General features: G+C 61.0%; 17 protein-coding genes. All 17 read right to left on the bottom strand.

Annotated elements, in window-relative coordinates; all coding sequences use genetic code 11:
* Positions 1 to 131: 131 nt before the first annotated feature.
* Positions 132 to 782: an RraA family protein gene (locus BLR20_RS04080; protein WP_054994087.1), complete on the bottom strand. Its 651-nt coding sequence runs from the start codon at positions 780 to 782 to the stop codon at positions 132 to 134.
* Positions 773 to 1552: an IucA/IucC family C-terminal-domain containing protein gene (locus BLR20_RS04075; protein ID WP_054994086.1), complete on the bottom strand. Its 780-nt coding sequence runs from the start codon at positions 1550 to 1552 to the stop codon at positions 773 to 775. Before BLR20_RS04075 ends, BLR20_RS04080 begins: the two co-directional genes overlap by 10 nt.
* Positions 1549 to 2340, bottom strand: coding sequence for an ABC transporter ATP-binding protein (locus BLR20_RS04070; RefSeq protein ID WP_054994085.1), 792 nt, complete (start codon positions 2338 to 2340; stop codon positions 1549 to 1551). The genes BLR20_RS04075 and BLR20_RS04070 overlap by 4 nt, the downstream gene beginning before the upstream one ends.
* Positions 2341 to 2350: 10 nt before the next feature.
* Positions 2351 to 3382 (bottom strand): FecCD family ABC transporter permease, encoded by a 1032-nt coding sequence (locus tag BLR20_RS04065; protein WP_054994084.1) that lies wholly within the window; start codon positions 3380 to 3382, stop codon positions 2351 to 2353.
* Positions 3375 to 4364 (bottom strand): FecCD family ABC transporter permease, encoded by a 990-nt coding sequence (locus BLR20_RS04060; RefSeq protein WP_054994083.1) that lies wholly within the window; start codon positions 4362 to 4364, stop codon positions 3375 to 3377. The genes BLR20_RS04065 and BLR20_RS04060 overlap by 8 nt, the downstream gene beginning before the upstream one ends.
* On the bottom strand, positions 4361 to 5266 hold the full coding sequence (locus BLR20_RS04055) for an ABC transporter substrate-binding protein (protein WP_054994082.1): 906 nt from the start codon (positions 5264 to 5266) through the stop codon (positions 4361 to 4363). Before BLR20_RS04055 ends, BLR20_RS04060 begins: the two co-directional genes overlap by 4 nt.
* The gene (locus tag BLR20_RS04050; protein WP_054994081.1) at positions 5256 to 7139 is read right to left on the bottom strand and encodes an IucA/IucC family protein; all 1884 of its coding nucleotides are present in this window, start codon (positions 7137 to 7139) and stop codon (positions 5256 to 5258) included. The genes BLR20_RS04055 and BLR20_RS04050 overlap by 11 nt, the downstream gene beginning before the upstream one ends.
* A 3-nt stretch (positions 7140 to 7142) precedes the next feature.
* A complete protein-coding gene (locus BLR20_RS04045) occupies positions 7143 to 7916 on the bottom strand; it encodes an HpcH/HpaI aldolase family protein (RefSeq protein ID WP_054994080.1) in 774 nt (257 codons plus the stop codon).
* Positions 7916 to 9769 (bottom strand): IucA/IucC family protein, encoded by a 1854-nt coding sequence (locus BLR20_RS04040; protein WP_054994079.1) that lies wholly within the window; start codon positions 9767 to 9769, stop codon positions 7916 to 7918. Before BLR20_RS04040 ends, BLR20_RS04045 begins: the two co-directional genes overlap by 1 nt.
* A gap of 21 nt (positions 9770 to 9790) precedes the next feature.
* The gene (locus BLR20_RS04035; RefSeq protein WP_054994078.1) at positions 9791 to 11197 is read right to left on the bottom strand and encodes a DHA2 family efflux MFS transporter permease subunit; all 1407 of its coding nucleotides are present in this window, start codon (positions 11195 to 11197) and stop codon (positions 9791 to 9793) included.
* Complete coding sequence (locus BLR20_RS04030; RefSeq protein ID WP_054994077.1) at positions 11194 to 12402, bottom strand: type III PLP-dependent enzyme; 1209 nt, start codon at positions 12400 to 12402, stop codon at positions 11194 to 11196. Before BLR20_RS04030 ends, BLR20_RS04035 begins: the two co-directional genes overlap by 4 nt.
* On the bottom strand, positions 12395 to 14179 hold the full coding sequence (locus BLR20_RS04025; RefSeq protein WP_054994076.1) for an IucA/IucC family protein: 1785 nt from the start codon (positions 14177 to 14179) through the stop codon (positions 12395 to 12397). The genes BLR20_RS04030 and BLR20_RS04025 overlap by 8 nt, the downstream gene beginning before the upstream one ends.
* 198 nt (positions 14180 to 14377) lie before the next feature.
* A complete protein-coding gene (locus BLR20_RS04020) occupies positions 14378 to 15754 on the bottom strand; it encodes a diaminobutyrate--2-oxoglutarate transaminase (protein WP_054994075.1) in 1377 nt (458 codons plus the stop codon).
* A 348-nt stretch (positions 15755 to 16102) separates the two neighbouring features.
* Positions 16103 to 18511: a TonB-dependent receptor gene (locus tag BLR20_RS04015; RefSeq protein ID WP_054994074.1), complete on the bottom strand. Its 2409-nt coding sequence runs from the start codon at positions 18509 to 18511 to the stop codon at positions 16103 to 16105.
* Between the two features lie 69 nt (positions 18512 to 18580).
* On the bottom strand, positions 18581 to 19546 hold the full coding sequence (locus tag BLR20_RS04010; protein ID WP_054994073.1) for a FecR domain-containing protein: 966 nt from the start codon (positions 19544 to 19546) through the stop codon (positions 18581 to 18583).
* Entirely contained in the window at positions 19543 to 20052 is a 510-nt protein-coding gene (locus tag BLR20_RS04005; protein WP_010429232.1) for a sigma-70 family RNA polymerase sigma factor, read from the bottom strand. The genes BLR20_RS04010 and BLR20_RS04005 overlap by 4 nt, the downstream gene beginning before the upstream one ends.
* Positions 20053 to 20331: 279 nt before the next feature.
* A complete protein-coding gene (locus BLR20_RS04000; protein WP_054994072.1) occupies positions 20332 to 21507 on the bottom strand; it encodes an MFS transporter in 1176 nt (391 codons plus the stop codon).
* Positions 21508 to 21510: the final 3 nt, after the last annotated feature.

Raw genomic sequence — 21510 nt, 5'->3', positions numbered from 1 at the left:
AGCGAACTTAATACGAAATGAGCCTGCCTGTTGTCTGATTGCGCCTATGGGATCCAAAAGTTATAACTATTGATCCGTTGGCAGTGGTTATATTCATGAATCAAATCGGCGCACTGTTTCAGACTTTATTGTCACTGCTGACTTCTGCTGCCAGGATTTTCCCCATTCAATCTGTCGAGAAACTCTTTCCTTCTTTTTCTGTCCGCACTCTCTTTGCCAAGCAACTCGGGTAACAGTTCGTTCGCCTGTTGCGGACTCAAAATAAATACCCCGTCATCATCCGCGATGGCGATGTCCCCTGGCTTCACCTCCACATCGCTTATATTGATCAGTCCGTTGAGCTCGCCGCTTTCGCCGAGACTGCGTGTCGTCATTGCGCTGACTCCACGGCTGAACACGGGCAGACGATGTTCGCGCAAGGCGGCGACGTCGGTAACTGCACCCGAGATGATGACGCCGGCAAGTCCCTTGATCAGACCGGCCAGGGTGCGCAGTTCGCCCCAGCAGGCACAATGCTCGTCGCCGACACATTCAATCACCAGCACATCGCCGGGCAGGCTGTTCAGCAGTGCATCGCGAAGAATGCTGCCGTCGGGCAGTTGTAGTTTCACCGTGACAACGTTGCCGACCAGTCTGGCACCCTCGAACAGCGGTCTGATCCCGCGCAGGTAACCCACGTCGGTCAGGTGGCCGATGGTTGACGCGGCAATGTCACGGTATTGCTCTATGACGGCGTCGCTGAGCTGTTGCTGGCGGTGTGCGATCTGCTTGTTCATCGACATTTCCTGGGTCTCAGTAACGGACAGGTCGAGCAATACTCGACGGGGTTGCTGGCGTCGTAATAGAAGCAGCAGGTGCGCCGAAAACGGATGCTTTTGCCTTCGGCTTCCAGCACAACCGGTGCGCGGCGGAAGTGTTTGAGCGGGTTGTAGGTCAGGCCGAACAGCGCAGGATCGGCCTGGTGCAGCAGCCAGTCGAAATCGGCTTCACAGCGCTGCCGGATCGCCGGGTCTTCAATCTTGTCCATGCGCTTGTCGTACAACGAATACACACGTACCGCGGTGTTCTCCCAAAGAATGCGTCGGGAAATACCCGTGACACGGTTGAAGGTTTCCCACAATGGCTGAAGCAGGTCGCGGAACAGCGTGCTGACGATCTCATCACGCCATGCATCGCGGCCCCCCGGTTCGTAACTTGCAGGCGTCGTATCGAGCAAGGGCATCGAAGAGGTCCAAAGGCCGTCATCGTGCGCGTATTCGATCACGCTGTTGTCCAGCGACAGGGCCAGGCCCTTGTCGTAGACCGACATCGCGTACAGGCAGGCACCGGTGCTCAGGAAGGAAAAGCGCTTGGCCAGCAATGATGCAGTGATTGCCTGGGTCGGAGAACCGATCACCGGCCCCAACACGCCAAGCAATTGCTCGCAGACTGCGTCGTCCAGCAGTGCGCGTGCCGGGAGTGCGCGGGGATCTTGCTCACCTGCCGGCCTGAGCCGCAGCACCCCGGAGAGCAACGCCCATTCGGACTCGTTGAACGCCTGCGCCAGACTCATTGCGGCAGTTCCCGTCCAAAGGGAATGCACAACGGCGTACCGAAGAACGGATCAGCGATGATCCGGCAGTTGAGGCCAAAGACCTGCTTGACCAACGCCTCGCTGAGGATATCGGCCGGACGCCCCTGGGCGAAGGCGCTGCGTTCGTGGACAGCAACCATGTGATCGGCGTAACGGCAGGCCAGATTCAGGTCATGCAGGACCATCACGATGGTCTTGCCTTCTTGCCGATTCAGATAGCGCAACAGGTCCAGTACTTCGATCTGATGAGCCAGATCGAGAAAGGTCGTCGGTTCGTCCAGCAATACGATGTCGGTATCCTGCGCCAGGGTCATGGCGATCCACGCGCGCTGGCGCTGGCCGCCTGACAGGGCATCGACGGGCCTGTCCGCCAGCTCGTGCATGCCGGTCTGCGCCAGAGCCCTTGCGACCATGGCTTCATCCTCGGCGGACCATTGCTGCATCCAGTTCTGATAGGGATAACGCCCCAGCGCAACCAATTGCCGCACGCTGATGCCTTCCGGTGCGCTGGGCATCTGCGGCAGAATCGCCAGTTCACGCGCAACGGTGGCAGTGGACTTCTGATGGATATCGGCACCGTTGAGTACAACGGTACCCTGCTGGGGTTTGAGCAGGCGCGCCAGGGATTTGAGCAAGGTGCTTTTGCCGCAACCGTTACTGCCGATCAGCACGGTCACCTGGCCTGCGGGTAACTGCAGATCAAGGCTGTCGATGATCACCTGCCGCTGGTAGCTCAGGGTCAGGTCGTGGGTTGCGATTGACGCCATCCGTAATTCCTTAATGCCGCTGGTTGATCAATAGATACAGAAAGAACGGTGTGCCCAGCACCGCAACAAAAATCCCTGCGGGCAGATCCAGCGGCAGGAACAGCGTGCGTCCGGCCAGATCGGCAAGCATCACCAGATTGGCACCGATCAGCGCCGCCATCAGTGCCTGACCGACGAACCCCGGCGGCATCAGCCGTTTGGCTATATGCGGCGCAATCAGCCCGACAAAGGCAATCGCCCCGCCCCAGGCAACCGCCAGCCCGGCCAGCGCGACGCTCACCAGCAGCAAACCGGCGCGCAGCCATTGCACGCGCACGCCGATGCCCTGGGCCAGCGCGTCATCCAGTTGCTGCATGCGCACCTGACGGGCGAACAGCGCCAACAGCGGCAACGTCATCAACAGCCAGCCGGCCAGCGCGCGGGGCTCCGGCCAACTGGCACCATACACGCTCCCGGTCAGCCAGACGTAAGCCGACAAGGTTGTGGTCAGCGGGCTGAACACCAGAATGAACGTGGTGACCGCAGCCAGCAGGGCCGACACCCCTACCCCGATCAACACCATGCGCAAGGGTGAAACGCCCTGATTCCAGGCCAGCAGATAAATGACCAGTGCCGCGAGGCCTGCGCCAGAGATCGCCGCCAGGGGCAGAAACTGCGCGCCCAGTGCAGCCGAGAAGAATGACAGGTACAACACGGCGGCGGCGCTGGCACCGCTGGTGATGCCTAACAGATCCGGTGAGGCCAGCGGGTTGCGAATGATGCTTTGCAGGATCAGCCCGGACACCGCCAGGGCCGCGCCGACCAGTGCGGCCAGAGCCAGCCGTGGCATGCGCAGTTGTTCGACGATGAATACCAGGCTGGCGTCCGCCTGACCGGCAAAAATACTTAGCAGGGTCGCCGGCGACAGATTGATCTTGCCCAATGCCAGCGAGCTCAGCGCAACCAGCAGCGTCAGCGCCAGTCCCGTAAGCAGGCGCGTGAATACCGTCAGGCTGAACTGCCGGGAAAAACGCCGGTAGCGCACGGTGAAATGCTTATCCATAGCGCGCCCCCCGCCGAACCAGTGCAATAAAGAACGGCGCACCGAACAACGCAGTCATCACACCCACCGGGACTTCCTGAGGGACAATCACCACTCGCGCCAGCGTGTCGGCCAGCAATAACAGCGTCGCGCCCAGCACTGCGCAGCCTGGCAGTAGCCAGCGATGATCGATGGACAGCGTCTTGCGCACCATGTGTGGCACCAGCAGGCCGATGAAGCCGATACTGCCCGCCAGCGCCACGGCGCTGCCTGCCAGGGCAATGATCACCACGCTCATCATCAGGCGAATCAGCCCTGTACGCTGGCCCAGAGCCGTCGCGATGGCTTCCCCGGTGTTGAGCACGTTGACCTGCCCCGCCAGCAGAAGAGCGCCGACCAGCCCCATGACCACGCAGACGAGCAACGGCGCGGCGGTGCTCAGTTCGCGCTCCGACAGGGAGCCGGCCAGCCAGAACAGCACGGTGTCCAGACCGTCCTGATTGACCACCAGCAAGGCCTGACTGAATGCGGTAAACAAGGCAGTGATCGCTGCGCCAGCCAATACGATGCGCAATGGATTAAGGCTGCCCTGCCCCCGGTTGCCGATGACCCAGACAATCGTGCCCGCCACCGCAGCCCCGATGAACGCGCACCACAGCCATTGGCTCATGGACGACAGCGTGAGCAGCGACGAACAGGCAATAATGGCAAACGTCGCGCCGGCGTTGATGCCGAACAGGCCAGGCGACGCCAGCGGATTGCGCGTCAGCGCCTGCATCAGGGCACCGGCCACCGCCAGACTCGAACCCACCGCGACGGCCATCAGGGTACGTGTCAACCGTGTGTCGAGCAGCACGTGCTCGATGCCGCTCAGCGCATCGGGCTGCCAGACACCTCGCACGATGTCGGCGGGCGATATCCAGGTGGCCCCGGTTGTCAGACTCAATCCCATGCACGCCACCAGTAGCAACAGCCCCAGGCCCAGTTTTACCGCAACCGTCATGAGGGGCTATCCGCCAGCGTCACGCGAGCGATCTCGTCGAGCATGCGGTTGGCGCCCAAGATCCCGCCGGACAAACTCCAGGCAACGGCATCGACGCGCCATACCTGACCGTCCTGTGCTGCCCGCAACTGTTGCCAGAACGGGTTCTGCACCAGTTTGTCGTAGGTGTGCTGCGCGGCGTTGCTGTCCGCGCGCTGAAAAACAAAGAACAGGTCGGCATCGACCACAGGCAAACTCTCTTTACTGCTGAGTTTAAGGGACACGCCCGTGGCTTCGCGGGCCGCAGGCGTCCAGGCAAAGCCCAGTTCACTGAGCACCGAGCCGGCAAAGCTGGCCGGCAGATAGCTACGGATATGGTCTTCGCGAATGTCGAGCACCGACACGGTGATCGGCCAGCGCCCGGCGAACTTCGCCTGCAACTGGCCGCGCAGCGCCGCCACACGCTGTTGCCATTGTCCGAGCAGGTCGATGGCCAGCTGTTGACGCTGCATGGCCGCGCCCATCATTGCCAGGGTGCGCTTGAACTCGAACACCTCTTCGAGCATCAGCACCGTGCTGATCTGCTCCAGCAGCGGCGCGATGCGTTGATGACGAAAGCGTGAGGCGACGATCAGGTCCGGCTTGAGCAGCACGATATCTTCCAGGCTAGGCTGGGTTTCCAGACCGACATGCGGGACCGCCGCCAGCGCCGGGCGCAGGTAGCGGTACATCGGTTTTTCGCTCCACGAATCCACCACGCCGCAAGGCGTCACCCCCAGGGCCACGGCACTGTCGGACGCCCCCTGAAACAGGGTGACGACTCTTAGCGGCGCTGCCCGGGCAATGCCAGGCAGCGCCAGTAAGCCCAGCGAAAGGCGCAACAGGGTGCGCCGCGAAGGATGCAGGGTTCGGTCAGGTTGCACGGCGCAACCTGTGGAACGGGTTGACCACTTCGCCCTTGCCGAACGGCATGCTGCCCGGACCGCCAGCGCGCTCGATCATGGGCGTCAGCAGAAGTTTCTGCGGCCAGTTGGGGGCTTCGAACAGTTGGTGCCTGATCATGCCACGCGCCTCGTCGTCAAATTCGATGGTTGTGATCAGATTATCCAGAACATCGCGCAGTACGGTCCACAGCGCAGTGACCGGCACGTCGTACACCTGCGCCAGAGTATCCATGATTGCCCGCACGTTTACCTGAATACCCAGTGTCTGCAGCCAGAACAGCAAGTCCTCGGGGCGCTCATGATAAAGCGTATTGGCATGACCTTTCTTGATTCGATACTCCGGGTCGTGCATGCCGTTGCGCTCCAGCCAGGGCACGAAAATACGCAACGAGTCGTGGTCACGCAACAGCAGTCCTTGCGCCTGTCCGGCTTTCCAGACCATGACCGCGTTCTGGCCATGCACTTCGCCGAGCATGCCCAGGCGGAACATGCGCAGGTTGATGTCGAAGAAACTGTGGCTCAGCTCGCGAAACAGTGTCAGCACCGAAGCCTGATTGCGCGGCAGGTCGCGGTAGTCCATCCACTCGTCGAAGAAATGCCGATTGCTGCCCGGCAGTGGTGTACCGAGCGCCGCCATCGGTAGCAGGCGGCACTCCGGATCATCCAGCAAGGCTGCCGGATAGCCGCGCACCATCGCCGAAAGATGCCGAGGCCCTTCGTCGAACAGCGTGGCGTGTGGCGGCATGAACGCCCACCATTTGCGTTCGTCGCACAGGTGCAGCGAACGACTCAGGGTTTCATCCTTGTCGACCACCTGACGCAGCAGTTTTTCGCTCAGCCCGCCGTTGATCATTTTGACCGCTGGCAGGTAGCGCGAAGCGCCGAGCGAATAAATGGCCATGGGCAGCTTCAGGTAGTCAGCGCTGTTGAAGCACGGTGTCATCGAACGCAGCGACGAAGTGGCATGGACCTGCGCCTGATTGAAGTCAAGCCGCTGGCAATCACCCTTGGCGAATGCATCACCCAGCTGGACCTGCAGAACATGCTCGAACTGCCACGGGTGAACCGGCAGCGCAACGTGGCTGGCGGCAATGCCACGCGCCTGCATCTCCTGGTCAAGCTCCGCTTGCAGGTTTTCAGGCAGCAGATAGCGGGCTGGAAAGGATGCGTTCAAGTCTCCCACTCCGTCGCCGCATTGCAGCAAGGTCTTGTCGACAGCCACCCAGTTCAGCGCCACCGGCTGGGCGAACTCGGCCTGGTACTGCAGGTATTCCTGCTCGTTCAAGCCTTGTTTGGCCTTGGCCAGCGGGTGATACGGGCGATCACGCAGCGACGCCCACTGCTCCATGGTTCTGAAGAACGTCGCGCCGTCCTGGGCCATCAGGTTCTGCTCGTCGACCTTGTGGTCCAGCGACAGCGCGGTCTGCCAGACACTGATGCGCAACACCTCCAGAAACAGCGCGATACCCTTTTCGTTGTCCTGACGCTCGCTGTCCTGAAGCAGCGTCGCCTTGCCGGCAAACACCCACTTCATGAAGTCTTCCGGTGACAACTGCGTCCAGCGTTCGTCCTGCCGGCCCAGTACCGGCGTACCAGGCACTTTTTCCCATTGCTGGGTAATACCGGGGCGCAACGCGATGCTGATGAAGCGTTGCTCCGAATCATCGCAGCACCACTCCCAGATTTGCTGCGTACTGCTCTGCTCTACCAGTTGCGGAGCCTGTGGATGGCGCAGCTGCCATTGGCTGCTGTCCTGCAGGCGCAATGGCTCGCGACCAAAGAAATCTTCAGCCAGCAGGCAATCGACCAAATCCTGCATGACCAGGTCGGCGGCGAGTGAAGTGAAGTCCATGGTTTATTTTCCTTCTGCTGAATGTTGAGCCAGGCGGGCCTGAAGCGCGCGAAAGGCAATCCCGCGCTCATCCCCGAGGACAAAGGTGTTGACCCCGCGAGCCTGCCAGCGGGCGGCGTCGCCGGGTTGACGGGGGATCGCGCAATAGGCGACGCCCGCCGCCTGGGTGGCTTGCCAGGTGGCAAGCAGTGCGTTTTGTACGTGCGGTTGATCGATCTTCCAGGGCATGCCAAGCGACTGCGACAGGTCTGCCGCGCCTTCAAGAATCATGTCCAGCCCCGGCACGCTGGCGATCTCGGCGGCACGTCGCACGCCTTCGGCGCTTTCGATCATCGCCACCACCATGATCTGCTGATTGGCGGCCTCCACGTACTGCGCCAGGCTGTGCTTGCCGAACGAGCCGGGACGTCCGGCATTGAGGCTGCGGCGACCCAGCGGGTGGTATTTGCAGGCGGCAATCGCATCCGCCAGTTGCTCGGGGCTCTCGATCATCGGCAAGACAATGCCCTGCGCGCCGCCATCGAGCAGGCGCAGCAGGGTTTTCGGGTTGAGATCGGCGACCCGCACCAGTGGCGTGAGGTTGTAGCTCTCTGCCACGCGGATCATGTTTTCCACGGTTTCCGGGTTGATCAGGACGTGTTCCATGTCGATGATCACGAAGTCGAACCCGGCCTCGGCGATCAACTCGATGGCGGCCGGAGCCGGGATCGAACTGATCACGCCGTGTGCCGGCTGTCCGTCGGCAATTCTGCGTTTGAGCGCATTGGTCCTCAGCATCATTGCGGCCTGTAGGTGTGCAGCGGGTTGGGCACCGAGCGAAAGCGACGCTCGCCATCACCCAGCAGGCGGCGCTTGGTCAGTTCTTCCACTTCATACGACGGTGCAAACACGTCAAACAGCCCGAAGCGGTCGCGATGCTGCGGGTGAGCACGCTGATAGTCGAGAATGACGTCGGCGGTCATCTGCCAGAACAGCGCTTCGTCCAGCTGGTATTGCTGGCGCAGGAAAATCGCCATCTCGGCCAGACAGATGAAGAAGAAGCAGTCACAGGAGAAGTCGCGTACCGCGTTGACGTCATCGGTGACGATGAACGAGTTACGGTTGAGTTTCGCGTGGCTGGCCGGCAGCGGCACCAGCTCCGGGCACAGCTCGGGCCGCCCGAGGTGCGCGGGTGAATAACGCACGCCGTCATGGAAGTCCTTGAGGGCGATACGCTGCGGCCAGCCCTGCTTGACGATCAGCACGATGTTCTGGCCGTGGGACTCCATGCCGATGCCTTCGGCATAGAGCATGTGAATGATCGGCGGCACCGTGACCTGCAGCAGTTGCCGGGTCCACTCCTTGAGCCCGTACTGGCTGACCCACGCGTCTATGAACGGCGTCTGCTGGCCATCACCGTAACGATTTTCCACATGGCTGAGGCCGTTGAATGGCACCGCCTGTTCGTCGTCCCGGAGGTATTGATGCAGGCTTTCCCGCCAGATGGCACCCAGCGTGCCGTAGGTCTGCGCCGAACGCGATTCCGGCAGATGGCTGTAATCGAAACTCACCCCCGCCACTTCACCGAGAATCACGAAATCCAGCGCGCGAGCGGTGCTGTCGGTTGCGATCAACCGGTGCAGCCAATCGGTGATGATCGGGCCGTTCAACACCGTGTGACGCGCCAGAATGCGTGTGCTGGAGGTGTTGGTCATGCTCATCGCCAGCTTGACGTATGGCCGTTGGGGCTGACTGGCGTTGGCCAGTGTGCGAATCGACTGCTGAGCCTTGTAGCTATCGGTCGAGGTGCCCAGGTAAATCAGCTCGCCGCTGGCCAGTTCCGGGTAGAAGGTCGACACCGTGACGTTGTCCCACTGCCACGGATGCACCGGCATCAGTTGATAGTCGTCGATGGACTTGCCCTGCGCGGCCAGGTCTCGAGTTATTTCCTGCCAGCGTTGCGTACCCAGCTCCTGACGAATGAACGCCTGAAAATCCATGCTTCGCGAATGGCCGACCGAGGCGCTTGATTTCGCCACGGCCAGCCAGACCACCGCGAAAGGCGTGGCGAATTCTGGCCCGTAGTGGCGGTTGTCAGCCAGGGAAAAGCCGATCCGCGACTTGTAACATGGGTGATAGCTGTGGGCATCCATGAAGTGCTGCTCCAGCGCATCGACATCCAGCTGATGCGCTGGCCGTATAGGTTGATAGCCCTGATTGCGGGCCTGCAGATCCTTGAGCTGGGTCTGCTCGATTTCCTGGATAAAGCGCGCCAGGTGCGGGCTGTCCTTGAACGGGCTGAGCAGCTCGGTCAACGCCAGATGCAGATCCGGCACGCTGCGTTCGCCGGCATTATCCACCCGTTCAAGCGTGGCGTGATCCAGGCGGATCAGCTCGAAGCTGGTGCTCAGCAGACCCTCGCAGTGGTATTCCACGCCGTCGCTGACGGCCACTGCAAAACGATGCCGATGGTCATCCAGCGGCTCACAGCGGTAAGGCAGTGCCGCCTCGTACAGCAAGGTTTGCAGCAGTTGGCCGATCACGCGACGTTGTACTTGCGCATAGCGCTCGGCACTGACGTCGGCGAGCCAGGCACCAGTCCCGGTCGTTGTCGGCGCGGCGTTGCGTTGCAGCGGTAAAGGGGTAGCCATGTTCATACCTCGAACGAAAAATTATCGGGGTTCGACCGCGTCGGGCTGGGCCTCGGCGCGCTCGTCGTTAAGGGGGAAACGCCAGGCACAGGGCAGTGCCAGCAGGATCAGCAGGCCGGTGGCGATGAACACTTCGCTGATCGCCGAGGGCGTGGCGACCGGTCCCGCGGTGTTGAGGCGGAACTCCAGCCACAGCGACGCGATGACGATGGCCAGCGACGCCACCAGACGGCGGGAAATGTTGTTCATCGCAGCGCCCTGAGTGACCATCGGCTCAGGCAAGGCATTGAGCCCCGCGGTGGTCACCGGCATATAGGAGAGCCCGAGGCCGGCGCCACGAATCATCATCAGGACGAATACCACGCCGATCGCGGCATCGGCCTTGAGCATGCCCAGCGCCAGGGTCGAAACACCGGTCAACAGCAGGCCGACGGCGACGACGGTACGCGGGCCATGGCGGTCCAGCGCCTTGCCGCCCCACTGACCGAACAGGCTCGCGAAGCTGGCAGTACACAGCAGCGCCAGGCCGGTCCAGATCGGGTTGTAACCCAGCACGCTCTGCACCAGCAGCGGCAACAGCACCAGACACTCGAACATGCCGACCGATTGCACCACGGCGATGATCACGCTCAGGCGATAGCCACGCAGGTTGAAAAGGCGCAGATTGAGCAGCGGTGCCTGGCGACTCAACTCGACCCTGACGAACGCCACCAGACAGGCCACTGCGACCAGCACCATGGCCTGATTGACCGGATCGAGCAGCGCCTGAGCATGGTGCATGCGGCTGATGGCGATCATCAGCAAACCGATGCCCGACGCCACCAGCAGGTAGCCGATCAGGTCGAACGGCTTGCGCTCGGCAGGCTCGGAGTCCGGCAGCACGCCGACGCCCAGCAACAGTGCCAGCAGGCCGATGGGCACATTCATCAGGAACAGCGAGCGCCAGCTGAACCACTCCAGCATCAGGCTGCCACACAGCGGACCAAGCGCCGGCGCGAGCATTACTGCTGCGCTCCACAGCCCGGTCACCCTGCCCCGTTCATGCTTTTCATACACCGAGAAGATGATCGCCAGCGACAAGGGGATCATCAGCCCGCTGGCAACGCCCTGCACCACCCGTGCGGTGATCACCAGCGCGATGGAGTCGGCCAGCGCGCCCAGCAGCGAACCGCCGATGAACAGCGCCACACCCCACAGGTACAGGCGTTTGCGTCCGATGCGTTGACTGAGGAAACTGGTCAGCGGCATGGTCATGCCCATGCTGGTCATGAACCCGGCGACGATCCAGGTGGCCAGCAACGGCCCGATCCTGAACGCTTCCATGAAGGTGGGCAGCGCCGGGTTGAGCGAACTGTTGCTCAGGCTGACCGTCAGCGTACCGAGCAGCACGTTGAACACCACCCAGCGGCGTGGGACGTTGAAACTCATTGGCGAACCCGTTCGCCGTTGCGCACAAAGTGCTGTGACGGTCTTGGATGGCAGAGAAAGTCGGCGTGGGAGATGTTGTAGCCATACGCCCCCGCCAGCGGCAGTACCAACAGATCACCAATGTTCACATCTTTGAGTGGCTGGCGACGGCTTAGCACATCCTTTGGCGTGCACAGTTGCCCGACAATGGTGTACGCCTGTTCTGACGAGGCAGCGTTCTGCGGCGTATTCGGCAGGTGGATAACCGGATGGTCATGGCTTTGCGCAACCGGCAGGCGAAACTGATGGGTACCGCCCCGGCAGATCAGAAAATGCTCGCCGTGGCTGGTTTTGCTGTCCAGCACCTCGATGGCGTAGTAGCCGCAATAGGCGCTGATGAAGCGTCCTGGCTCGAAGCGTAGGATCGGCGCGTCGTGCTGCTCGCCCAGGCGCTTTTCCAGATAACGGCACAGCCGCTGCCAGTCGAACTGCTGACTGTTCAGGTAATCGACGCCAATGCCGCCGCCGACGTTGAAATGGGTCAGCTGGCCTGGATCGCGGGCCAGTGCTTTCCATTCCTGCCAGCGCTGCAGGTAGAAATCGAGCAACTGCTCATGACGTTCAACCGACATCTGATGCGACATGGCGTGTACATGGAAGCCCTTGAGCGTCAGATGGCTGGCGTTGTCCACGCGTCTGACCGCCTCGGCCAGCTCGGCTTCGTCAATGCCGAACGGTGTCGCGGTTCCGGCCATCGCCAGCCTGCTCGACTGCGCAGCGGGCAGTTGCGGGTTGATGCGCAGGAACACCGGCTGCACGCGCCCCGCCTGCTCTGCCAGCTGTTGCAGACGCGCGATTTCGTTGAGGCTCTCCAGGTGGATGGCTTCAACCTTGTTCAGTAGCGCCGAGCGCAGATCGGAATCGAGTTTGCCCGGGCCCGAGAACACATAGGGCTTGCGTGTCGGACAGGCCATCACCCGCTCGATCTCGCCCCCGGAGGAAATCTCAAAGCCACTGACCAGGGGCGCCAGGGTTTCCAGCATCAGCGCTTCGCTGTTGGCCTTGATCGCGTAATACAGCTCGACACCTGTAGGCAGCGCCGCCATGACTTCACTGACATGCTGCTGCAACGCGTCCAGGTCGTAAACGAAGGCCGCGAGCGGATCGGTTTCCAGCGCCCGAGCCTCTTTGATAGCCGCCAGTACGGTTTCCGGCACCTTATGCATAACGTGCCTCCGTGGCCCACGGCGACGCAAGACGCACGTAGTTGGCTTCGCGGTCGGCCTTGGCGGCGAGCCGCACCTTGAGGTTGGTCTTGCAGGCAATCGACTGGCCTGCGATCAACGCGTCCAGCTCGGGCGCAGGCAGTACCAGTTCGTCACGGATGCGCTGCAATTGCCGCTCGACGCGCTGCCACATCAGCGGTGCCAGGTGCGGGCGCTCCCAGCTCAAGGCCAGCACGGCCTCGGACAGGTTGTTGATCAGCAGGCAATAGGTAATGCGGTTCCAGCCCTGTTCACGGGTGTAAAGCAAAGACTGGCGAATTCTCGGGTGCAGCCCCACCTGAATCGCCTTGATGCCCAGCTCTTCGGTCAGCTTGACGCCTTCAAAGTCGCGCAACAGCAGCTGTTTCGGGCGTCCGTTGTCGTGAATCAGCACCGCGTTCTGCAAATGCGGCTCCATGACGATGCCATGATTGAAGAACAGTGCCATGACCGGGCTCAGCAGCAAGGCCTGGTACTCATCGAACCAGTTCAGCAGGTGCTGATCCTCGAGCTCCCCGCCATTGAAACGCTGGAGGAAGTCGTGCACCAATGGGCGTGAACGCAGATCACGGGCAAACAGTGTGCCCGCCATCACGCTGCAATCGGCGCCAGAGCGGCGGCAGAAGTTTTCCCGCAGAATGGCGCCGGTCTGCTCGCGAAACCAGTGGCCATCCGTCTCGCTCGCGCCTTTGGGAGCCCAGCTCATCGAACCGGGTTCGGCGACGGTGGACAGCCCGCCGAGGGTTTCCGGGCGGGTTTGCTGCAGGCGCTGGAACAGCTCGTCGATGATCAGCGTGCTTTCCAGTTCATACCACGCGTTTTTCCTCACACAGTTGGTGATGCGCACATTCAGCGAGCCCTTGATGAAGTAGTCGTGCCCCTCGATGTACCAGGTGCGCATCGACGCCGTCGGGCTGGCCAGCAGGCCACTGGCACCCAAGTCCGAGATCTCCCCCAGTTCGAGCAGACGTTGCACGCGACGGTCCTGCATGAACAACTGCGCCTGTACCGGATGCATGCAGATCAGCGCATGCCCGGGGCGGGCCCGCGACTGGTCAGCGAACCCGGACATCACTTCTGCTTCGCTCAAGCCATTGGAGGTGATTCGCAACCCTTCCAGCGGTACTTCGAACAGGTGCAGCGCGGTCTGCGCCTGAAACTCCGGGGCGTAGGTCTCCTGCGCCAGATGCTCGGGCCACAGCCGCGCCTTGGGTGCCGGGTGATTGGGATGGCCGAACCACAAACCCTGCTCACTGGCCAGATAGCCGCTGAGTGGCTCCGGGTGCTGGCCGGTCATGTTGTGCGCAACGATGGCGGCAGTCAGGTGCTGACTTTGCAGGACCTGATCCAGCAATTCGTCGTTGCTGGCACGGGTCATATGCTCACAGGCGGTCAGCAGTTGCCGGGCGAATTCGGCAAATGCCAGGCAGCGCCAGGTGCCCTTGCCCTGACGTGCATAGACATCGGAAAGGTAGCGATGGCTGCCCAGGTGGTCGCGGCGGTCCACCAGGACAAAGAACTGTTGCTGATTGGGCAGGCTGATGGTGAGCGGAATGCCCTTCCATTGCCCGCCGTCCACGAAACTGCCAGGCGCTATCCCCTGCATGCCTTCAGGCCAGGTGTAATGCAGGCATTCTTCCGGCAGTGCGAATTCCTTGATCAGGCAATTGAGTAGCGCGCGAGTGGTAGCCAACTCGCTCACCATGTTTGATAAGACGGTGCGATCGGTATTAGTCATGTCTGCTCCACGGTCGCCTTTGCGCTGACCGTTTAAATGACGTCGCAACAAACGTTGATGTATCGCTTGCGGCACAACCGCCGAGCGGTCAAGGCGTGATAAGTTCGCCCAGCCAGACGTTGTGTGCGAGTGTTGTTTCAATCGTGATGTCAGTGTCACGGATGACTTACTGTTTATGCCCTGCTTATTACAGAACTTTCATTTACGCAGCTGGGACAGTGCCGCCTTGAGGGCCTGTTCAAAACGCTGAATTACCAATTGGCATTGCTCTTCGGTAATGATCAACGGCGGCAATAAGCGAATGACGTTGCCATTGCGACCACCCCGTTCAAGTAACAAACCCTGTTTGAAACAATGCTGTTGAATGGCAACCGCCAGTTCCGGGTCCATCGGCAGGCTGCCGAGGCGGTCCGCCGGTTTGCGCTCATCGACAATCTCGATGCCCAGCATCAGGCCGCGGCCCCGCACATTGCCAATCGCCGCATAGCGTTGCTGCAACAGGCCGAGCTGCTCTTTGAGCCAGTCACCACGTTTTGCCGCCTGGCCAGCAAGGTTCTGGCGTTGCAGCACTTCAAGGGTCGCCAGGCCGGTGGCCATGGCCATCTGGTTGCCACGAAAGGTGCCCGCATGATTACCCGGAGACCAGGCGTCGAACTCGCGTTTGAAGCCCAGCACCGCCAACGGCAGACCGCCGCCGACCGCCTTGGACATGACGATGATGTCGGGTTCGATTCCCGCATGTTCGAAGGCAAACATCTTGCCGGTACGACCAAAGCCAGCCTGCACTTCATCCAGAATCAGCAGAATGCCGTGCTTGCGGGTGACTTCGCGAATCTGTTGCAGCCAGGCCGCAGGCGCCGGATTGACACCGCCCTCGCCCTGCACGGCTTCCAGAATCACCGCCGCCGGGAGCGAGACGCCGCTTTCCACGTCTTCGATGAACTGGGTGAAGTAGTAACTCAGTGCTTCGGTACCGGCCTCGCCGCCAATGCCCAGCGGGCAGCGGTATTCATGGGGATACGGCAGGAACTGCACACCGGGCATCAGATTGGCGACGGCGTTTTTTGGCGCGGTGTTGCCGGTCAGCGCCAAGGCACCGTGGGTCATGCCGTGGTACGCACCGGAAAAGCTGATGATGTTATGGCGACCGGTGGCGGTCTTGGCCAGTTTGATCGCGGCTTCGACGGCATCTGCCCCGGACGGACCGCAGAACTGCAGGCAGTAATCGCGCCCCTGTCCCGGCAGCAGACTCAGCAGCGTCTCGCTGAAGGCGTCCTTGACCGCGGTGGTCAGGTCAAGGGTGTGCATGGGCATACCCGAGGTCAGGAAGCTGTCGAGACTGGCCATGATGGCTTCGTGATTATGACCCAGCGCCAATGTTCCGGCCCCGGCCAGACAGTCCAGGTATGTGGTGCCCTCGACATCCGTGACCCACACGCCATGTGCCTTGGCGATCGCCAATGGCAACTTGCGTGGGTAACTCCTTACATTCGATTCAAACTTGCTCTGCCTGTCCAGATAGTTGGCATTGGTTTTCTGCGACGTAGTAGAGTGCAATAAGCCATTATTCAACATCTGTAAGTCCTCGCTGGATTTCCGGATGCAAATTATTATCATTTACCTGAAAGTGCAACCCATTGTTTCGAAAAAAAGATGAAATTTAAATGAAGGCGATTGCTGGCCCAATAATAAAAAAAGGCACGCAGTTATACCGATAGGATTAATCGGTATAACTCAATGTGCCACCCTTCAACGTGTGCACTTTTATTCTGACGACAGGGCAAAAGAGCCTGTTTAAATAACAGACGGTTGTGTCACCGTATTGAGGTTAATTATTTAATACTGCACACAGGTTATCCCTCGATGAGGACTGCCAGTCGTTCGATATACACGTGAGCCCTTCCATGGGCGTCACGTATCGACTTAGAAACCGATAGTGGCCGACAACAGATAGGTGCGCGGTGTCGACAGGGTCAGCCCCGGCTCGCTGTCATCCGACGCGCCGGCCGAACTCCAGTAATACTTGTTCATCACGTTCTCGACATTCGCCCGCAAGGTGATGTCCTTCTGATCGACCTTGAAGGCATATCGCGCCCCTACGTCGAAACGCTCCGATGAATCGATGCTTTTGCTGTTCGCCTGATCCAGATACTGCGAACCGGTATAGATGCCCCGTCCGGTCAGGGTCAGGCCATTGACGCCCGGGACGTCCCACTCGGCGCCCAGATTGACGTTGTACTTGGGCGTTGCCGGTGCGCGGTTGCCGTCGAACGTGCCGTTGACGGTATTGGTCAGTTCGCTGTCGATGTACATCACCCCGCCGAGCAGACGGAAACCCTTCATCGGCTCACCGAACATGGTCAGCTCGACACCGTCGTTACGGCGCTTGCCGTTGGGGCCGAATACACGCGATGCGGTATTGGTCTCGTAGGCTGGTTGCTTGATACGGAATACGCTGGCGGTGAAAGCGAATGACCCCAGGTCATACTTGGCGCCGACCTCGACCTGACGGCTGACGAACGGCGGGAAGATCTGGTCTTCGTTCACCGAGGTCGACGGCGCGATCTTGCCCTGGCTCAGACCTTCCATGTAGTTGGCGTACACCGACAGGTCGTCGGTGACCTTGTACAGAATGCCGCCTGACGGTGAGACCTTTTCCTCGTCATATGCGGTGTCGCCCTTCACGTTATCGGTCCAGTCATCAACCTTGACACGCTGCCAGCGCGCGCCGAGTGTCAGCAGCAGGCGGTCCTCGAAGAATCCCAGCGTGTCGGTCAGCGCCACACCGCTGAAGCGGTTCTCGGTATAGACCTTGGAGTCGGCCCGCGTGGGGTTCGAGGGTGTCGGCGTGTCGACCGGGTTGTAGAGATTGCTTGGCGCGGCCGCGTAGCGCGCACCACCGTTTTCAAAGTCCATGTAGAAATAGCTGGCAGCCAGATTGACCTCGTGGCTGACCGGTCCGGTGTTGAACCAGCTGCGTGCACCGGCAGTGGCTGTGCGAACATTTTCGTCACGGGTGAAATCGCGCGGCTGAACGCTGAAGTCGCCTGCGTCGTTGGTGACCGATACCGCATGGCGCAGGAAGTCATGGTTACTTTTGCGCGCGCCGACACCGCCGTAGAGCATCACCGAGTCGCTGAGGTCATATTCGGCATTCACTGCACCGAAAGTATCCTTGGTACGCGCCTTGCTCCAGGACTGCGCATAGTTGTCGCGCACATCGTTGGCGTTGGGCACCTTCGCGTTGGCACCGACCTGCACGCGTTCCTGCGGAGCATCGGTGTCGCGTTCGGTGTGCCCGATGTCCGTCGACAGACGCAGACGGTCGCCGCGGAAATCCAGGCCCAGCACAGCCATGTCGCGATCGACGCTCTGGTGATCCCACTCAGTGTCGCCGGACTGCTTCACACCGTTGAAGCGGATCCCGAACTTGTCGTCCTCGCCAAACCGACGGGCGACATCGACTGCGGCACCCACCTGCCCCTTGGAGGCATAGCTGGTAGTGAGCTCGGTGATCGGTTTATCCGTCGCGCGTTTGGGAACCACGTTGATCCCGCCACCGACACTGCCTCGCGGCGAAATGCCGTTGATCAACTGGCTCGGCCCCTTGAGGATGTCCACCCGTTCGGCCATTTCCATGTCGATCGTGTAAGTGGGCAGGATGCCGTACAGGCCGTTGTAGGAAACATCACTGTTGAACAGGCTGAAGCCGCGAATGGTGAACTGCTCGTAACGTCCACCTGCGGGGTTGGTGGCGCGCACCGACGGGTCACTGGCAATCAGATCGCCAAGGGTGCGGGCCTGCTGGTTCTTCACCGCGTCCTTGGTGTAGGTGGTCATGCTGAATGGTGTTTCCATGAAGTCCCGCGAACCCAGCATGCCTTGCGAGCCTTTGCGCGCTACCTGACCGCCCGCGTATTCCTGACCGTCCGTGACCCCGCTGTCACCAACGATCGACGTCGGCGCGAGCTGCAAACCTGCACTGGCACTTTCAGGTGCAGGGATCAGCGTGTAAGCCTGTTCTCCGACGGGCATCAGCTGCAGGCCGGAACCTTGCAGCAGGCGCGCAAAACCTTCTTCGACCGCAAATTCGCCGGACAGCCCCGAACTGTTTCGACCGTTCACCAGCGCAGGGTCTACCGACAGATTGACCCCGGCCTGTCCGGCAAAACGGGTGAGCGCGCCGCTCAGGCTGCCGGCCGGCACCTCATAGGCGCGTCTGCCCGCCGTGTCGGCCCAACTGGTCGAAATGAACAACGGGCTGGAACTCAACGTCAGCAACAGGCTGAAATGCAAAAGCGGACGCAAACGGTAGGAAGACACTGCGGACATAGAGGGAAGCTCTCGTATTTTTTGTGCACTTACCTGGAATGACCAGCGAGACAAAAAAAAGGGACAGCGTTACGCACTATTTTTTGTCGAAATATTTTTTCGAGGCACCAGGGTCACCCAATAGCGGGTGCGCATCTGCACCTCCACCGGCAGACTGGCCGCCAGCAACGACAGCACGCGGTCGGTATTGTCGAGCCTGAAACTGCCGGTCACCCGAAGGTTTTCCAGCGCCGGCTCCCAGCGCAGCAGGCCCGGACGGTAACGACCCAGCTCGCGAAGGAAATCGCCGAGAGACTGGTTCTGTGCGGTCAGTACATCCTCGCGCCAGCCAGGCAGCAAGGCGTCGAAGGCACTGACAGGACTGACGCCGCTCTGCTGCAGAGTGACCTGCTGCTGAGCATTCAAGGCCAGCACCGGCCCACGCAAGGGATAAAGCTGCACCGTGCCGCTGACCACCGAGACCCGGCAGTCGCTGGCGTTGAGACGCACACAGACTTCGCTCCGACCGACCACGATGCGCCCGTAAGGACCGTTGATGGTCAACGGAGCGCTGCCAGGCACCTTGAGGGCTATTTCGCCCCGTACAAGGGTGACTTGCCGCGCGCCCATATCGACGTTCACCGCGCTGTCGGTATTGAGTTGCAAAGTGCTGCCATCGGCCAGCGACAGGCGCTTGTGCTCGCCGACGGCGGTTTGCAGGTCGGCACGCCAGACATCCAGCGGCAACTGACGCCCAAGCAGCCAGACAGCGGGGACCAGTGTCACGGCGCCCAGCGCTCTTTTCAGCGTCGCGCGCCTGGCCTTGTCAGGACGATCCAGCGTTGCCATGGCCAGGTTGGCAGGCAGACCGAAAAAACGCTGGCGCAGCTGTTGGGCCTTTTGCCAGGCGCGCTCATGGCTGGCGGAGCTTTCACGCCAGTGTTGCAGCATGGCGTGATCTTCATCGCTGGCACCGCCGGACTCGAGAAGCGCCAGCCACTGCGCCGCTTTGCGTACTACCTCGCGCTCTTCGTTCGAAGGTGCCGGGCGAATCACCAGTCCACCAGCAGACAGTGTTCGTAGGCTTGCGCCATATAGCGTTTGACGGTGCGTTCGGAAACGCTCAGGCGTTCGGCGATTTCCCGATAGCCCAGCCCCTCGAGCTGACTCCAGAGAAACGCCCGGCGCACCACTGCCGACAAGCCATCGAGCAGCTCGTCCAGCGCCTGCAGGGTTTCCAGCAGCAGCCAGCGCTGCTCCGGGGACGGCACGCTTTCTTCAGGTAACTGCGCCAGGGCTTCCAGGTAAGCCTGTTCAAGGCTGCGGCGTGTGTAGAAGTTACTGAGCAGGCGCTTGCCCACTGTCAGCAGATAGGCACGCGGCTCCTGCATGTCGGCGATCTGCTGGGAGCTGGAGAGCACGCGCAGGAACGTATCCTGACTCAGGTCCGCAGCATCCCAGGCATTGCCCATGCGTCTGCGCAGCCAGCTTTCCAGCCAGCCATGATGATCGCGGTACAGGGAATGCAAGGTCTGCTGTGATAGCGTCGCTGCTTCAGTCATGTCAAAAGCCTTGAGCGATGGGATGCGCCAAATGAGACTGATTCTAATTAGTGTTATATCCCGAGTCCATGCTCTTTTTTTCAAAAAGCCCATCGCCACTGAGTGAAATCGGGGCTGTCAGCCCGCAACGCGTTGATACGCGCTGCATCCGGGTGATTCACCTGGACGACAAATGAGCGCTGAAAAGGCGCCCTGCGTGTCCTGTTTGTACGTTTTCCGAGACAAAGCCTGCCGGATCGGTGAATCGGCGGCTCCCGTTAGTGTTACGTACGCCACCAATCAAACCCCGCCCACAACTCCAACCCTTCTATCAACTGCCCGCCGGTGCAGCAGCGCGATCAGGTACAAGGCCGTTACCGACAGCCAGACGCTGACCAGCAGCACCGGTTGAGCGTTGTCGCCAGATACCCACTGCGACGCCAGCAGAGGTCCGAAGGCGCAGCCCAGCAGTTGCATGCCCGGAATGAGCCCTGCGATGCGTCCCGATGGATCGATTTGCAGCGCGATGCGCACCTGAAACGGCGTGAGCATCAGGTAGATCAGGGCAAACAAAGCGCACAGGCCCAGAAATACGTTAATGCCCTGATCGGCTGTTATGTACATGCCCAATGCAATGCCGGCCAAGAGAAACGCTGCGATGGCCAACATCGAGTAATCAGGCACCCTGCGTACCAGCAGAATGCCCAGGCAGCCGCCCAGCACCTGCATGAACAACATTGCGGACACCAGCAATTGAGCGGCATGAGCGCCCAGCCCCGCGTGGATGCCCAGCGGTTCCAGATACGCCCACAACCCGCCGACGGCCGAGAGCTGCATGAACACCAGCATCAACAGGAGCACTTGCTTCAGATTCCATTTGAACCCCGTTGTCTCCGGCTGCCTGTCAGGCTGCTGCGGCAAGCGTCCGGGTAACCAGGCAACGAACAGCACTGAGCTTGCGGTCAGCATTCCCAGAAACACGAACCCTGCATGGACACTCCGATCAGGCAGTATCAGGTACGCAAGCGCTGCGGCCATCAGTGCCTGAGCCAGGGTCTGGATGACCATGAACACACCTGCCACCCGGTCTGGCGCAGGCCCTTGAACGATAAGGCTGACGGCGCCCCATAACAGCAGGCCCTCGGCCAGCCCCGCCAGCGCACGTGCGGCGGTCAACGGCCCGTCGCCGCTGACAGTGGCCGTGACCAGATCCATTCCGGCCGCGCACAGGATGGCGATGACCGTCAGCAGGCGCAGGTTGAGCATCGATCGCAGCAGGTCGCCCAGCACCACTCCGAGCCCCAGCGCGACAATTTCACCCATCGCGACCAGCCCGACACCTTCCAGCGATACGTGGTTTTGCGCCAGTAACTCGCCAAGAAGCAATGGTTGCAGCCCTACCATCAGCACCGCGATAGAGCCCAGTGCCAAGGCGGCACTCAGGTGCCTGCGGGTAACAGCGGACGACGTTTGCATGGC

The organism is Pseudomonas congelans, assembly GCF_900103225.1.
In the GTDB taxonomy this organism is placed as follows: domain Bacteria; phylum Pseudomonadota; class Gammaproteobacteria; order Pseudomonadales; family Pseudomonadaceae; genus Aquipseudomonas; species Aquipseudomonas congelans.
The sequence above is the reverse complement of the archived record's forward strand: the minus strand, read 5'-3'. Positions and strand labels throughout refer to the sequence as shown.